Source organism: Desulfurispora sp., assembly GCF_052744395.1.
Window position 1 is genome coordinate 46936 of the sequence record NZ_JBRAJI010000003.1, and the last position, 14894, is coordinate 61829.

16 protein-coding genes are annotated in these 14894 nt (G+C 57.7%); all 16 read right to left on the minus strand.

Annotated elements, in window-relative coordinates; translation table 11 throughout:
- Positions 1-3: 3 nt before the first annotated feature.
- The 16 genes from ACUVTU_RS01535 to spoIVB all read right to left on the minus strand — a co-directional run bounded on the left by ACUVTU_RS01535 (position 4) and on the right by spoIVB (position 14848).
- Positions 4-978 (minus strand): GGDEF domain-containing response regulator, encoded by a 975-nt coding sequence (locus tag ACUVTU_RS01535; RefSeq protein WP_445888241.1) that lies wholly within the window; start codon positions 976-978, stop codon positions 4-6.
- Positions 979-1030: 52 nt separating this feature from the next.
- Complete coding sequence (locus tag ACUVTU_RS01540; RefSeq protein WP_445888198.1) at positions 1031-2179, minus strand: DUF2225 domain-containing protein; 1149 nt, start codon at positions 2177-2179, stop codon at positions 1031-1033.
- 147 nt (positions 2180-2326) lie between these two features.
- Entirely contained in the window at positions 2327-2998 is a 672-nt protein-coding gene (locus tag ACUVTU_RS01545; protein ID WP_445888199.1) for a hypothetical protein, read from the minus strand.
- 97 nt (positions 2999-3095) lie between these two features.
- Positions 3096-4175, minus strand: coding sequence for a DUF3866 family protein (locus tag ACUVTU_RS01550; protein ID WP_445888200.1), 1080 nt, complete (start codon positions 4173-4175; stop codon positions 3096-3098).
- Complete coding sequence (locus ACUVTU_RS01555; protein WP_445888201.1) at positions 4172-5299, minus strand: M20/M25/M40 family metallo-hydrolase; 1128 nt, start codon at positions 5297-5299, stop codon at positions 4172-4174. Before ACUVTU_RS01555 ends, ACUVTU_RS01550 begins: the two co-directional genes overlap by 4 nt.
- A 119-nt stretch (positions 5300-5418) precedes the next feature.
- Complete coding sequence (locus ACUVTU_RS01560) at positions 5419-5985, minus strand: 2-oxoacid:acceptor oxidoreductase family protein (protein ID WP_445888202.1); 567 nt, start codon at positions 5983-5985, stop codon at positions 5419-5421.
- Positions 5978-6739, minus strand: coding sequence for a thiamine pyrophosphate-dependent enzyme (locus ACUVTU_RS01565; RefSeq protein ID WP_445888203.1), 762 nt, complete (start codon positions 6737-6739; stop codon positions 5978-5980). The genes ACUVTU_RS01560 and ACUVTU_RS01565 overlap by 8 nt, the downstream gene beginning before the upstream one ends.
- Entirely contained in the window at positions 6739-7809 is a 1071-nt protein-coding gene (locus tag ACUVTU_RS01570) for a 3-methyl-2-oxobutanoate dehydrogenase subunit VorB (protein ID WP_445888204.1), read from the minus strand. Before ACUVTU_RS01570 ends, ACUVTU_RS01565 begins: the two co-directional genes overlap by 1 nt.
- Positions 7802-8029 carry a 4Fe-4S dicluster domain-containing protein gene (locus tag ACUVTU_RS01575; protein ID WP_018085107.1) on the minus strand — a complete coding sequence of 76 codons (228 nt, stop codon included), beginning with the start codon at positions 8027-8029 and terminating at the stop codon, positions 7802-7804. The genes ACUVTU_RS01570 and ACUVTU_RS01575 overlap by 8 nt, the downstream gene beginning before the upstream one ends.
- 13 nt (positions 8030-8042) lie before the next feature.
- On the minus strand, positions 8043-8729 hold the full coding sequence (locus ACUVTU_RS01580; protein WP_445888205.1) for a hypothetical protein: 687 nt from the start codon (positions 8727-8729) through the stop codon (positions 8043-8045).
- A gap of 182 nt (positions 8730-8911) precedes the next feature.
- Positions 8912-9730 carry a hypothetical protein gene (locus ACUVTU_RS01585; RefSeq protein WP_445888206.1) on the minus strand — a complete coding sequence of 273 codons (819 nt, stop codon included), beginning with the start codon at positions 9728-9730 and terminating at the stop codon, positions 8912-8914.
- A gap of 20 nt (positions 9731-9750) precedes the next feature.
- Positions 9751-10422, minus strand: coding sequence for a glycosyltransferase family 2 protein (locus ACUVTU_RS01590; protein ID WP_445888207.1), 672 nt, complete (start codon positions 10420-10422; stop codon positions 9751-9753).
- Positions 10409-11320 carry a copper transporter gene (locus ACUVTU_RS01595; protein WP_445888208.1) on the minus strand — a complete coding sequence of 304 codons (912 nt, stop codon included), beginning with the start codon at positions 11318-11320 and terminating at the stop codon, positions 10409-10411. Before ACUVTU_RS01595 ends, ACUVTU_RS01590 begins: the two co-directional genes overlap by 14 nt.
- Positions 11321-11377: 57 nt before the next feature.
- Entirely contained in the window at positions 11378-12499 is a 1122-nt protein-coding gene (steA, locus tag ACUVTU_RS01600; protein ID WP_445888209.1) for a putative cytokinetic ring protein SteA, read from the minus strand.
- Between the two features lie 106 nt (positions 12500-12605).
- A complete protein-coding gene (spo0A, locus tag ACUVTU_RS01605; RefSeq protein WP_445888210.1) occupies positions 12606-13385 on the minus strand; it encodes a sporulation transcription factor Spo0A in 780 nt (259 codons plus the stop codon).
- Positions 13386-13480: 95 nt separating this feature from the next.
- Positions 13481-14848 carry a SpoIVB peptidase gene (gene spoIVB / locus ACUVTU_RS01610; RefSeq protein WP_445888211.1) on the minus strand — a complete coding sequence of 456 codons (1368 nt, stop codon included), beginning with the start codon at positions 14846-14848 and terminating at the stop codon, positions 13481-13483.
- Positions 14849-14894: the final 46 nt, after the last annotated feature.

Sequence of the window (14894 nt, forward strand, 5' to 3'; positions counted from 1 at the left end):
GAATTATGCGATTATCGTGGTGCACACCCGGTTGCGGCCCGCATTTTTGGCCCGGTACAGGGCTGCATCGGCCGCTTCCAGCAGCACCTTCAGGCTGTGTGCACCGCGCTGTTCCATTCCGGCCACCCCCTGACTGATGGTAACAATACCTCCCCGGGGGTTTTGCCGGTGGGGAATGGCCAGCTCCCTTACCAGTTCTCGCATCTGGCCGGCCAGCTGTTCCGCCCGAGCGGGCGGCATTCCGGGCAAGACGGCGACAAATTCTTCTCCCCCGTAACGGGCCAGCAAATCCCGGGGACCAGGTAGCAAGCGGGCCAGGTTTTGGGCCAGCTGCTTAAGGCAGGCATCACCAGCCAGGTGCCCGCATGTGTCGTTATAGAGCTTGAAATAATCAATATCCAGCATGATCAGGGAAAAAGGCTCCCCTGTGTTTTGTTCCCGTTCCAGGACTGTCAGATATTCCTCCAGATAACGTCGGTTGGCAATACCGGTCAATCCGTCCTGATGGACCATAATTTGCAGGCGGTGGTTGGCCAGTTTTAAGGCCTGTGTCAGTTCCTCCAGTTCCCGCTCCCGGGCCCGGCGGCGGTCGCGCTCCTTTTTCAAAAGCATTGCCGCCCGCAATCTGGCCAGCAGTTCCTCCTTCCGGTAGGGTTTGGTGATATAATCCACTGCTCCCGCTTCAAAAGCCGCCTGCAGATAACTGAGTTCGGTTACCCCAGTAACCATGATCACCGGGATATCCGCCAGTCGGGAATTTTCTTTTAAACGATAGCAGAGCTGGATGCCGTCCATATCCGGCAGCAAAACGTCCAGCAATATTAAATCAACCGCTTCCTCAACCACAGCACCGCGCTGCCCGGCCAGTATTTCCATTGCTTTTTTTGCTGTATCAGCTAGTACGATGTCCCGGTAGCCAGCCCGGTTCAGGATGGCCAGGAGCAACTGCTGGTTGTCCGAATGGTCCTCTACGATCATAATAGCCAATGGTCCGAGCACTCCTTTCGGTTCCTGACAATGCTCCCAGGCCTTACGGACTGCTTTCCGGATTTTGCTTGTTTATTTCGCTCAGCTGGTAGCGGATTTCCTGCCAGCGCTGCCGGGCCAACCGGGCGTACTGGGGAAATTGCTGGTGACCGGGGTGATGGGTGATCTGGCTGAACCATTCCACGGCCTGTTTGAAGTCCTCCAGGCGGTAGTGAATTTCGCCCAGCAGGTACATCAGCCGCAATTCCTGTTTGGTTCCCAGTGACTGGCCCTTCTCGTAAACTTCCATAAAAAAATGGCGGGCCTGTTTCAACCAGAGGTTTTCCATTTCTCGATCGCCCGCTCCCCGGTAAATCCAGGCCAGCTTCAGGCAGGAGTTGGCCCGAATGGCCGCACTGCGTTCGGCAATGCCCTGGCAGTAGATCACCCGGTGATAGGCATCAATGGCTTTTTCCAGGGTGCGCACTCCCGCATAGCCACAGCGGGACTGATTGGCCAGACGAGGGAGTACAACCTCTTTCACCGCCGGGCGCAGCGGCTCTCGATCGGCCTCGTCAAAAGCATAACCGCAGGCATCACAGACAATGGCCGCATAGTACAGTGGATTGTGCCCCTCGTACTGAATGTAAAAATCCTGTTCCACTCCGGACACCCGCTGGGCCCGGCTGCGCACGGCACAGGAATAAACCGTTGAGGAACAGCAGGGACAGATATAACTGCGCCAGAACAGTTCCGGGGGCAACTCCTCATCGCCGGGCACCTGTGCTGCGCTGTTTTTCAGCAGCGCATCGGCCTGGCGCAACCGCAGACGCAGTTCACTGGCGGCGGCGCCAGAAACCTGTTCCACCCTGCTGATGGTAGCCAAGCCAAAGCTGAATAGAAGTGTTTCCGCAGAGGATTTCCCGCTCACCGGCCACTGACCGCCAGATAAAAAGGCCACCGGACCCAGCACACTGCCCGGCCCCGCCTGGCTGATCGCCTCACCCAGACAGAGGGCGTTCCGGTACAGGGTCAGTCCGCCCAGCAACACAATGTAGATGGCTTCCGCGCTCTCCCCCCGGCGAAAGACTACCTGTCCGGCCGGGATTTTGTGCAGGCTACCCGTGCGCACAATTGTTTCCAGCGCTTTGCCGGGCAGGCCGATCAGCTGGGGAATGCGCTCCAGAACCGCTGAAATAACAGCATAACTCATATCGCATTCGTCTCCTCTGGCTGAAGGGTATTTCTAGCTGTCGATCAGTTAATAAACTGCCGATATCATCTGTTGCTCAGATCGGCAGTATCGCTTCCGGTTAAATTATACCATTGTCCTGCCGAAGATGTAACGCCAGATATCCCTTCAGCGGATCAATACCAATATTTCCTGCATGATCAGCCGGGCGGCCAGGATGTCTTCCTGCGAATTGGCACTGGCGGCCACCACCGCAATACCGCAGCGGTGCTGCCGGGCGGCATCCACAGCCCGCCGGGCACTGTTGCGGGCCGGCTGCAAGCCTTTATGATGCAGGGTGCGCGCCACCGTACCGGTTAGAACAGCGGGGGCTCCGGCGGTTACGGCCGCATCATAAGCTACTCCCCCGGTACTGGTTACGCCCAGCACCACTCTGCCCTGAAAATCAACCAGGCGGGCGGTTTCCGCCCCCAGGTTGGGCAGCACACACTCCACCCGGGCACCGCTGTCGGCAATAGCCCGCAGGACGGTCGGCATGGTGCGGCGGCGCTGCTCCTCGCTGCCCAGGCGGGGCTCGGCGACTAGAATCAGCCGGCCGTCACTGACATCCAGAGCCTGCCGGGCGGCCAGGGCGGCTGTGCGGTAGGGGTTTACCTCCACTGGCGGCCGGGCCGTATCGGGGGCACAGCCCCAGACCGCAGCCGCACCAGCATCCAGAGCGGCTTCCATGGTAGTGGAAAAATCGATTAGATCCACAATTACCACCACCAGACCCTGCCGGGCGGCCAGGGCGGCACCGCTGGCATCAGTCGTGAGCAACACGCCAGTAAAATTGGCCAAAAGAACACCTTCTTTCCAGGCGGGAATTGTTGCGCCAGCACATTTCAGGAAGTGCGCGGCGGGTAGAACCTGTTCTCGAACTGTTCGCGAATGGGAATCAGAGCTGGAGCATAGTGGCAGTATGAGCGGCAGCGGCGGCGGCAGCCTGGAAGAATTCGGGTTCTTCCTCCAGCCCCCGGCCCATAGTGGAAACCTGCAGTTCATAATGGGCCAGGGCGCTTTCCAGCATACTGCCATCTTTAAAGATCACCCGGTGTCGTCTCTCCAATCCGGCCGCTTTGATCTGTTCCCGAACCAGATCCAGTTTGGGCCCGCTTAAATCCGGAAAAACCACCGTGGCCGGCGTGAGGGCAATCCGGCCCAGAGCGGTACGGGTGTGATGGCTGAGCCCGTAATGGCGCTCCCGCTGATCTGCGAAACTGATCCGGGGGACAGCCACAGCCTGTCCCCCCAGAATGTTGACAGCATTAACAATTTCTCCCTGCTCCACGCCAGTGTAGCCATAGGTGCTGTTGCTGCCCACAATACCCGGTCCCATGGCTACAATCGCGGCATCGGCCCGCCCCGCCCCCCGGGCGGCCAGCAGAGCGCTGTAAATGTTGATGGCCTCCAGGTCGCCGCCAAAGGCGTGTCCGCAGGTGACGGTCACATCCAGGAGCCCTTTTTCCTTGAGCTCGGCCACGCTGCGGCTGAGGGCCAGCGGCAGGGCCGCCCCGTCGGTCATGATATAGGCCAGACGGTACTTTTCCTGCGTCAGGTATTTGAACACGGCCGCCAGCGGTGCCAGCAGCGAATGCAGTGATGCCACCAGCACCGGCAGGCCCTCCAGCTGTTCCGTCTGGCGGTACAGACCGTGCAGAGGATGTTCTGGTTCTTCAATGGCCAGCACTTTTACCTGCTGCGGGGTATAGCGCATCTTCATGATGTGGCCGCCGGGCTGTGGATCAGGCACCGGCCGGCTTAAATTGGCCAGCACATAATGGTAGCCTCCCGTACCCAGCCCCAGCTGTACTGCAGTGGTATTGAGCAATACCCGGTCACCGACCTGGACCGGACCGGTCAGCCGGTCGTAGTTAAGGGCTTTTTCCCTGCGTCCTTCCAGCAGTACCAGCAATTCTATGGCACCCGGCCGGACACTTTTGATCTGTTCAACAATACCCTGGCGCAACCTGATCATAAATTGCTTTCCCCCGCCTGCTTGATGATCTCCACCAGATAGGCGGTAGACAATTCCAGGTCGCGCACAGCAATGCATTCCCGGGTGGTGTGCACCTTTTGCATGGCAATGCCCAGGTTGGCCACCGCCAGCCCGTGCCGGTTGAAGACATTGGCATCACTGCCGCCGCCCGAAGAGCGGTGCACCACCTCCAGGCCCAGAGTGCGGGCCGCCCGCCCGGCCAGCTGCACAACCGGCTGGGCGGGAGTCAAGTGGAAGGAATAATACAGTGTTTCCACCTGCACATCGGCCCGGGCCCCCATCTCCTGCGCGGTACTTTGCAGTATGTACACCATCTGCTTCGTGACCTGCTCGCGCACAGCATCGGTAAGACTGCGCACTTCCCCTTGCAGAGTAACGGTTTCGGGTACGATGTTGGTCGCCTGACCACCGGCTATAGTGCCAATATTGGCCGTGGTCTCCTGGTCCAGCCGCCCCAGTTTCATCCGGCTGATGGCCCGGGCGGCCACATATATGGCGTTGACTCCGTCCTCCGGGTTGATCCCGGCGTGAGCTGCGCGGCCGGTAATGGTCGCGCTGAGGCGGTCCTGGGCAGGAGCGCGTACAATCAGTGTACCCGGTGAACCATCGCAGTCCAGCACATAGCCCTGGCGGGCTTGCAGCAGCGAAAAATTTAGGTGGCGAGCCCCCAGCAGCCCCTGCTCTTCCCCCACCGTGAACACCACTTCCAGCGGCGGTCGGGGCAGATTTTGTTCCTGCAATACTTGCACGGCTTCCAGGATAATTGCTATCCCGGCCTTGTCGTCGGCACCCAGGATGGTTTCCCCCTGCGAGCGGACAAGACCGTCCTCCACAACCGGTTCCACCCCCCGTCCGGGCTCCACGGTGTCCATGTGAGCGCTCAGCAACAGCGGCTCCCGCTCGCAGCGGTGGCCGGGCAGGCGGCAGATCAGGTTGCCGCAGGAATAACCGATCTTTTTACCGGCATCATCTTCCACTACACTGAAGCCCAGTCTGGCCATTTCCTCCCGCAAATAATCTGCCAGCATTTTTTCCTGACCACTCACACTGTCAATTCTGACCAGAGAGAGGAACTGCTGCAACAACCGTCTGGTATTGACCATGTTGATCGCCTCTTTCTCGCGGTATCCAGCAAAAAATACAGCCGCCGGAAGGGGATGGGGTACACATTTCCAACGGCCGCAAAGCTGTTTGTCCATATTTTATCAGATAAGCTGTAATTTTAAACCTGTGTTGCCAATAGCTGATTTTGCTGCTCAATGAAATCCATACCCGCCTGCAAAGCCTGCAAATTGATGGGGATCAGATTGTGCCGGCGGGCCGGCAGCACCTTTTTCAGAGACTCTTCCACGGCCGGGATGCTCACTGCCCCGGTCAGTTTGAGCAGAGCCCCCAGAATGGTGTTGTTGGCCACCTTGCTGCTGCCAATCTCCTCGGCCAGTTCGTTGGCAGGTATATAGTAGGCCCGGACATCGCTGCGCTGTACCCGGATATCAATCAGCGAACTGTTCACCAGAATCAGGCCGCCCGGTACCACCGCTGGTTCAAACTTTTCCAGTGAAGGGCGGTTCATGGCAATCAGCACGGTGGGCTCGCTGACCACGGGCGAGCTGATGGGCCTGTTCGATATGGTCACCCCGCAGTTGGCTGTACCGCCCCGCATTTCCGGCCCGTAGGAGGGGATCCAGGAAACGTGGCGCCCGTCGGTCATCCCGGCATAGGCCAGCAGCTGGCCCATGGACAGCACCCCCTGGCCGCCAAACCCGGCAATCAGTATGGCTTCAAACATGCTGTTCTCCCCCTTCCCCGGCCGGGACTTTGAACTCGCCCAGCGGATAGTAAGGGATCATGTTCTCTTCCAGCCACTTCAGCGCTTCCAGCGGGGCAAGACCCCAGTTGGTGGGACAGGCCGAGAGCACTTCCACAATGGAAAAGCCCTGACCGGCCATCTGTATTTCAAAAGCCCGCCGGATGGCCTTTTTGGCCCTGTTCACATTGGCCGGGTTGTGCACGCTCACTCGGGCCACATAGGCGGTGCCGTCCAGGACGGCCAGCATCTCGCTCATGCGCACCGGACAGCCGTTCACCTGCCGGTCCCGCCCGTAGGGCGTGGTGGTAGTCTTTTGACCCAGCAGGGTGGTGGGGGCCATCTGGCCGCCAGTCATAGCGTAAATGGCGTTGTTGATAAAAATCACCGTGAAGTTTTCCCCGCGGGCGGCGGCGTGTACTACCTCACCGGTACCGATGGCCGCCAGGTCGCCATCCCCCTGGTAGGTGAAAACCAGGCGGTCGGGCAGCACCCGTTTGATACCTGTAGCCACGGCCGGTGCCCGGCCGTGCGCGGCCTGGAAGGCATCGCAGTCGAAATAATCATAGGCGAAAACCGCACAACCCACCGGGGCGACGGCAATAGCCCGGTCAAAGCAGTCCATTTCATCTATTACTTCGGCCACCAACCGGTGCACGATGCCATGGGTACAGCCCGGACAATAATGGAAGGGGATATCTTTCAGGCTCCGGGGCCGGCTGAACACTTTGGCCATTATTGCTCACCCCCGCAGTAGAGTTTTTGCACTTCCCGATAAACATCGCGGGCAACCGGCAGCATGCCGCCGCTGCGCCCGTAGAAATAAACCGGGCACCGGCCGTTCACCGCCAGCCGCACATCCTCCACCATCTGCCCGGTGCTCATTTCCACAGTAAGGAACATCCGGGCGGTCTGGCTGAGTACCGCAAAAGGCTTTTCCGGGAAGGGCCAGAGGGTGATGGGGCGCAGCAAGCCCACCTTTTGTCCTTCTGCCCGGTACATATCCACCACAGCCTGGCAAACCCGGGCCGAAGTACCGTAAGCCACCAAGACCAGCTCGGCATCGGCGGTGTGGTACTCTTCCCAGCGCTGTTCAGCGTCCTTGATCTGCTGGTATTTCTCCCACAGCTTCTGGTTGTGCACCTCGCAGTTTTCTGGCACAATATACAGTGAATTGATTAGATTCTTGACGGTGCGGCCCATCCGGCCGGTGGCCGCCCAGGGGCGGTGTGGCGGGGAAACTGGTCCTACCTCGACATCGGGCAGTTCCACGGGCTCCATCATTTGCCCCAGCACCCCGTCGCCCATGAGCATAACCGGGTTGCGGTATTTTTCCGCCAGGTCAAAAGCATCCTGCATCATATCAATAATCTCCTGCACCGAATAGGGTGCCAGCACTATCAGCCGGTAATCGCCGTGTCCGCCCCCCTTGGTAGCTTGAAAATAGTCCGACTGGGCGGGAGCAATGTTGCCCAAACCGGGACCGCCCCGCACCATGTTGACAATCACACAGGGCAGCTCGGCTCCGGCCAGATAGGAGATTCCTTCCTGCATCAAACTGATGCCCGGTCCGGAGGAGGAAGTCATCACCCGGGCGCCGGCGCCGGCCGCTCCGAAGACCATGTTGATGGAAGCTACTTCACTTTCAGCCTGTAAAAAAACACCGCCCACTTCCGGCAGGCGTTTGGCCAGATAATGAGGCAGTTCGCTCTGGGGTGTAATGGGGTAGGCGAAGAAATAGCGGCAACCGGCCCGCACCGCCCCTTCTCCCAGGGCTTCGTTGCCTTTCATGAGCACTTTAGCCAACCTTCTTCTCCTCCTTTTCCACCTCAATAACAATATCCGGGCACATGCGGGCGCAGGTGGCACAACCGGTACACCTGGCCATATCCTCTTCTTCTACTGTGGCCGGGTGAAAGCCCATGGCATTCAACCGGTCTGACATCTTAATGATTCCCCGGGGACAAAAAGCCCGGCAGAGTTCGCACCCCTTGCATCTTTCTTCGCGAAATGTGACGCGCGGCAAAAAATTCCCTCCCCTAACAGTTGTCCGCCCAGGGCGGTACCATGAAGCGGCGTACAGGTAATATCTTCACACCGGGCAACGCAGCCCGTGCTTCGGACAGCAGATGCGGCAGCACTCCGGCCAGAACCACGGGCAGGCCGGTTCTGGCGGACACTTCTTGCACCACGGCATGGCCGGCCAGAAAAGTGTCCAGGTCGGTGGCAGCACCCAGGTTGGTATTGCTGACCAGGCCATCCACCGGCAGGCGGGCGGCCTGGCTGATTTCAGCCATAATTTTTTCAATGGCAGCGGGCTGGCGGGTGAAGGGACGGCAGGCATTGATCACAAAGAGCAGCCGGTATTCGCCATCCGGCAGTTCATCCCGGTACTGGCCCAGGGCGGTGGCCCCCACATCATCGCCACCTACGTCAAAAACTCCGTATAACTGCTGATCAATAAAAACCGCTTTAATCTCGGCCGACAGTGAAGGAATGTCAGCTGCCGCCAGGCGGCCCCGGGGGCAAATCACCCGGATGCCGACTGCGCCCAGCTCTCTTTCAATCATCCGGGTACGGAAGTAGGGGTTAACTATGTCCAGGTCCACTATAGCCGTGGGCAGATCGTGTTCCTGCCGCAAATGCAGGGCATAACTGGCCGCCAGTTCGGTTTTACCACTGCCCAGATTGCCGGTAAATATGGTAATCCGGCGTAACCACGCCATGCTCTTCGCTCCCGTCTCAATAAATAAACCGGTGCGGTAAACACCGGCATTTTGCCAGTCTATATTCGACACAATTCACACAATTCCTGCTCCTGGAGTTAAAATGGTGTAAATTATGCTTGGCAACCCGGAAACAGCAGTGTTGAAAAAAGTTCGCTCTGCAGCCGGACAGCCCTGCAGCCCTACCCCCTGCCCAGTTGGTCGAAAAAATTCAAGATGCGGCTGCGGGCAATGATCTGGCTGAAGGAATGTTTTTCGGCAATCAGGTGCAGCAGCAACAATACAGCCAGAAAGGCGTATTTAAAGCTGCCCGGCGGCAATGTGGCGGCGGCCAGTCCCGGAAAAAAGCCCAGCAGATTGGCGCCGGTATCGCCCAGCATGGCCCGGGCCTTTAAATCGGTCGGCAGGTAGGCCAGCAGGCTGCCGGTGAGAAGCAGGAGCAAATATGCCGGCAGGCCGGGCCAGGTCTGGGGCAGGAGCAGCGCAACCACCAGCAGGTAGCCCTTGCCGGCCCGGCCGGGGCGCAAATCCAACAGGTTAAGCAGGTTCACTGACAGGGCAATGATCAGTGTGTTCACAACAACGTTTCCAATACCGCCGCCCAGCAGCAGAGCGGCGGTCAGAGCGGCGCTGCCGCCAAAAATGAACTTGATCCCCCCGGTGGTCAGGTGCCCGGCCAGCAGCCGGCCCAGGTGACCCTTGAGGCCGGTTGTCTCCCGGCTACCCCAGACATCGTCCAGCAAACCCAGGGCGGTAAAAACTGCCGCGCCAAACAAAAATAGCAGCCAGGTTCTGAAGTCCACTGTTGCCGGGTCCGATCGGTTCAGTAAAGACCCGAGCAGCAGCAGCGGTGCGGCCAGCAGTATGGTCAGGAGAAAAACCAGGCCCGCCCCCAGCGGAATGTTTTCCTGCCGGTAGTTGGGGCGCAAAAAGCCAGCCCGCCTGATCACCTGCAGCACCCCGGGCAGGAGCAGGCGGGTGATCAGGAAACCGGTGACCAAATACAAAAACGCCCTGACCATCACCGGCAGTTCACCAGCGCCCGCGCTACCTGTATAAATTGCCTGCCCCGGTGGATAAATCCCGGCAGGTTGCGCCCGGTATAGCGATGGTGCATGGGTACGGGCACTTCTACAATGCGCAGGCCGCAGCGGGCCGCTCTGATGGTCATGGCCACTTCCACACCGTAGCCGCTGGCAAAGGGCAGTACGCACTGCAGTGCCGATCTGGTCAGGGCTCTCTGTCCGGAAAGCGGTGCCTGAACATCAATACCGGCCAGCGCCTTAATGCCCAGACGGGCCAGTCCTTTCACCAGACCAAAGCCGCCGCTGCCCGCCACCGCCGGGAACACGGCAATGCTTAAATCGGCCTGACCCCGCTGCAGTGGCTCCAGTAAACGGTCGGCCTGGGCCGCGCTTTCCCCCAGGTCACCGTCCAGGAGAAGTACCAGTTCACCCTCAAGGGCAGGGCAACCGGTATTCAGGGCATGGCCTTTTCCTCCATTCATCGGCAGATTGACCACCTGTGCTCCGGCTGCCACGGCCAGCGTCCCGGTGTCGTCGGTAGAGGCATCGTTAACCACCACCACCTGTTGTACACCGGGAATCTGCCAGGCAGCCCGCACGGTGGCGGCAATATACCGGGCTTCGTTGTAGGCCGGAATCAATACCGATACTGCTTTACTTCCTGCCACTTCTGGTTCCGCTCCCCACATTGGCCGGCCCTGTATCCTCCAGGGCGGGCAGCAGTTTTTGCGCGGTGGATTTGACCCCGTAATGTCCGGGTTTGCCGGTCATGGCCATGACCAGAGCCACCTGACCGGGCACCGTATCAATATTGTCCACCGTGCTGATGCGTTTTTTCTGGTACTCGCGCATATAAGAAATGGCGGCCACACTCTCCTCCACCCCGTAGACCGCAATTTTTTGCTGCTGGAAAAACTCGATCAGGGGAATATCCAGCGTTGCCGCTTTGTTCAGCTTTTCATCCATGGATCCGCCCACAATAATCACATCGGTGATATACTGGCCGTATTTGCCGCTGGTGCGCAGCAAATCCTGCTCCTGCAGATACTTGATGGTTTTTTCTCCCCTGCCGGTGGCAATATATGTGGCTATCTCCCAGGCCAGGCGAGTGGTAAGATCCTCCTGACTGTCCCGCCAGTCCAGAGCAGCCAGGGTGCTCTTTTTGTCGCGGACTTCCAATCCGTTCAAAACCGTAGTCACCGATACCACCTGGGCGCCGGCAGCTTGCAAAGCCTGTAAAAGACCTTCAGCAAAGCCATAGCTGTTAGTCTCGATGATGGCCATCTGACGCCCGTTTAGGCGACCGCCAATCAGAGCCGGCATGGCCTGCTGGGCAAACTGCTGGTAGGTATTCTTGTCCATTTCCAGTGTGCTGGCCCGAGCAGCCAGCACATCGTTTTTCTGGCGCAGGGAGCTCAACTGGGCTTCCAGACGATCGGTAAGCTGCTTTTGCTTTTCCACCATGGTATTGTTGCCCAGCATAGCCCCGCCAATAACAATACCAATGCCCAGGGCCAGAAAAACAGCCACCAGCGAGGCGATATGGTAGCGCAGGTTGATGATCAATTCGCACAGCCCCTTTTGTGCCTGATTAAAAGATCCGGTTCCTGTCTGAATCCTGTTTTAAATACCGATCAGCGCCCGCACATTTATGTAGAGAAGGCGCAAAAGCTCCCGGGCCGAAGGAGAAACAAAAATGGCCGCCAGCACCGGGATCAGCGCCGCCAGGGCAATCTGGGCCACATGGCGGCCGGTCAGCCGGGACCGGTACAGCTTGCTCACTCCTTTGGCATCCACCAGGATGGACCCCACCTTCAGCCGCACCAGGAAAGTGCTGGCCATACCCCGCCGGCCTTTTTCCAGAAAATCCAGCACGTTGGAATGGGTGCCCACGGCCACCAGCAGTTCCGCCCCGTGCTCATAGGCCAGCAGCATGGCGATGTCCTCGCTGGTACCCGGCGCGGCATAAATATGAGCGCTGCGTCCCAGTTGCTGTACTCGTCCCAGGCCGGGTGCCCGGCCATCCCGGTAGGCGTGTACCACCAGTTCAGCTCCACAGCACAGCGCCTGGTCGGAAACGCTATCCATGTCACCGACAATCAGGTCGGGAGTCAGGCCAAAATCCAGCAGGGCGTCAGCTCCCCCGTCCACCCCGATCAGCACCGGCCGCACTTCATCAATATATGAGCGAATGGTAGTCAGATCTTCCCGGTAATTCTGTCCCCGCACCACAATCAGGGCCTGCCGGCGCCGAAAATTCGTCTTCAGGCGGGGCGGCGGATACTGACCGCTGATCAGGCCGATTTCCTGGCGGGCATATTCCAGAGTGTTGATTACAAAATCCTCCAGTACGGCCTGCATGTTGGATTTAACGCTGGCCATGGCTGCTCTGATATCATCTTCGGTCAAAATACGTCCGCTGGCCACCGGCTGACCGCCCAGCAGGATCTGTGAACCAGAAATTTCCACGGTTTGTCCTTCAGTGACCAGCTGGAAAATCTCCCGTCCCACATTATCCAGCAGCACGATGCCGTTTTGCACCAGGGTGAGAGGCCCCGGGTTGGGATAACGGTTACTCAAGGAAGGGGCGGCATTGATGACGGCCTTCACCCTGGCCTGCACCAGTGCATGGGCGGCTACATCATCCAGCTCGGCGTGATCAATTATTGCTATGTCGCCCGGTCGCAGGCGCGGAGTCAGATTCTTGGTCCGGGTATCCAGTTTCGCCGTCCCTCTGATGAACAAAAGCTACACCTCCCGATCACTCTCCACATTTTATATACTAAATAATTTAACCGTCAAGAAATGATTATTTACAAAAAAACCTGACCGAAGTCAGGTTAGAATCATTTTAGCTAACTTTGGCTTCAATTCTGAGCTTATCGGCCACCATAGCTATGAACTCGGAATTGGTGGGCTTGCCCCTTTCCAGATTGATGGTGTAGCCGAAGTACTTGTTCATCATCTCCACATTGCCTCGATCCCAGGCCAGCTCAATGGCGTGACGGATAGCCCGCTCCACCCGGCTGGGCGTGGTTTTGTACTTTTCCGCAATAGATGGATAGAGCTCCTTGGTGATAGCCCCCAGCAGGCTGACCTGGTTTACCACCATGAGTATGGCATCGCGCAAATAATGGTAACCTTTGATGTGCGCCGGTACGCCCATCTCATGGATAATATTAGTAACCGCCACATCCAGATTTTTGGGCCGGGCCGGTGCCGGGTTCACGTAGGCCGCCGGTATGACATTGCTGCTCACGTCGGCCAGCTGGCGAATACGGCTGGCCAGCACACCAAAGTCAAAGGGTTTGAGCAGATAGTAGTCAGCACCCAGCTGCACCGCCCGCTGGGTCAGGGTCTCCTGTCCAAAAGCGGTGAGCAAGATTACCCGGGGCCGCGGGCTGAAACTGCCCAACCTTTCCAGCACCCCGATACCGTCCAGATGGGGCATGATCACATCCAGCACCACCACGTCGGGACTGATTCTGGCAATTTGCTCCAGAGCATCCAGTCCGTTATGCACAATTCCCGCCAGCACAAAGTCATCCTGTTGATTTATGAATTCTCTCAACACTTCGCAGAGATCCTTGTTGTCATCGGCGATCAGCAGCTTGATGGTCTTCTTAAACATCAAATCCCGCCTCCTGCAATAAAAAATTTATCTTTTTCTCTCTGCACAGGTATTTATATCCAGTTTGATTCGACGGTGTTTTGAAAATTCCTGCTTCAATAAAAAATATAATTATATTTTTCCATCATTAACATATTTTTACATACAAACAGGGCGGCCGGTGCCGCCCTGTCAGCTGTTTCGGTCACTCCGTTTGGCCACAGGCCCGCTTTTTCCACCATCCATTCGGCCAGAGCGGCATATCCCTGCTCTGGTTTATTTAAAAACACATGGGTGACTACGCCAATTAATTTTCCCTGCTGGACGATGGGACTACCACTCATGCCCTGAATAATACCACCGGCCGTGGCCAGCAGTTCCGGATCGGTCACTCGAATGATCATACCTTTACCCTGCTTCTGCATAAAAGGTGGCAGCACATCGACCACTTCTACGCGAAAACGGCGAATTTGCTGGCCGGACAATACGGTATACATTTCTGCCGGACCTTTCTTTACCTGATAGCTCATAGCCACCGGGATAGGAGAAGCAAAATATGGATTAAACACCGGTTTTTCCAACCGGCCGAAAATGCCCAGGTTGGTATTGCTGGTGATGTTGCCGGCAATGGCCCCGTTGGGAATAAACCGGCCCACTTTTTCCCCCGGCTGACCACTGCGCCCTATGTTAATATTCACCACCCGGGCTTCAAATATCGATCCCCGCTCGGGCATAATTTGAATGCCTGTTTCCTGGTCGGCAATAATATGGCCCAGAGCGCCATAGGTACCCGATGCCGGGTGATAAAAACTCAGTGTACCCACACCCGATGCTCCGTCCCGCACATACAGCCCGATGCGATAGCTTTTGCTCTGCGGGCAATACAGCGGCTGGACGCCAATTTTCTTCATTTTGCCCTGCTGCAACACGGTGAAGAACAGGCGCTGCCGTCCCGACCGGGCAATCAGCTGCTGCATCTGCCGGCTGTTGTCCAGTTTCTGCCCATTAATTTGTAAAATTACATCGCCCGGCCCAATACCGGCCAATCGAGCCGGCGATTCTTTCCGGCCTGCCGAATCAAAAATCGGAGCAATTCCGACCACAATGATTCCCCGGTGCTGTACCATCACCCCGATGGAATGACCGCCGGGGACAACATAAACGGGAGGCACTACATTGAGCACCAGTCTGGGTAGCGGGATGAAACCAAACAGCTTGAGTTCCAGGGTAGCTGGCCCGGCCTGGCTGGCCAGGGGGATGCGGTGCGGAGAAGCTGAAACCTTTTGTTCGGCTACCGAGATGGAGAGATTGTTCTGGAGCAGGGGAGGCAGCAGGTTGGGAGGCAGGAGAGGGTCGCCCAGCTGGACATTAAGCAGTGTTGAAAAACAATTTAATGGCTTAAATTGCAAACCCAGGACAACTGCCCATGCAATGAAGAGCATAATAAGTACATGAAAGCGGACTGACTTTTTTTCTCCATGCAAAATTATCCCTCCTGTTCTTTTATTCACCTCCACAAGACAGGAACTA

Excerpts from the sequence above, each read along its gene's own strand:
- ACUVTU_RS01565 (WP_445888203.1), bottom strand. The coding sequence starts at position 6,739 with ATGGCCAAAGTGTTCAGCCGGCCCCGGAGCCTGAAAGATATCCCCTTC.
- ACUVTU_RS01580 (WP_445888205.1), bottom strand. The coding sequence starts at position 8,729 with ATGGCGTGGTTACGCCGGATTACCATATTTACCGGCAATCTGGGCAGT.
- ACUVTU_RS01555 (WP_445888201.1), bottom strand. The coding sequence starts at position 5,299 with ATGGTCAATACCAGACGGTTGTTGCAGCAGTTCCTCTCTCTGGTCAGA.
- ACUVTU_RS01560 (WP_445888202.1), bottom strand. The coding sequence starts at position 5,985 with ATGTTTGAAGCCATACTGATTGCCGGGTTTGGCGGCCAGGGGGTGCTG.
- ACUVTU_RS01540 (WP_445888198.1), bottom strand. The coding sequence starts at position 2,179 with ATGAGTTATGCTGTTATTTCAGCGGTTCTGGAGCGCATTCCCCAGCTG.
- ACUVTU_RS01535 (WP_445888241.1), bottom strand. The coding sequence starts at position 978 with ATGATCGTAGAGGACCATTCGGACAACCAGCAGTTGCTCCTGGCCATC.
- spo0A (WP_445888210.1), bottom strand. The coding sequence starts at position 13,385 with ATGTTTAAGAAGACCATCAAGCTGCTGATCGCCGATGACAACAAGGAT.
- ACUVTU_RS01550 (WP_445888200.1), bottom strand. The coding sequence starts at position 4,175 with ATGATCAGGTTGCGCCAGGGTATTGTTGAACAGATCAAAAGTGTCCGG.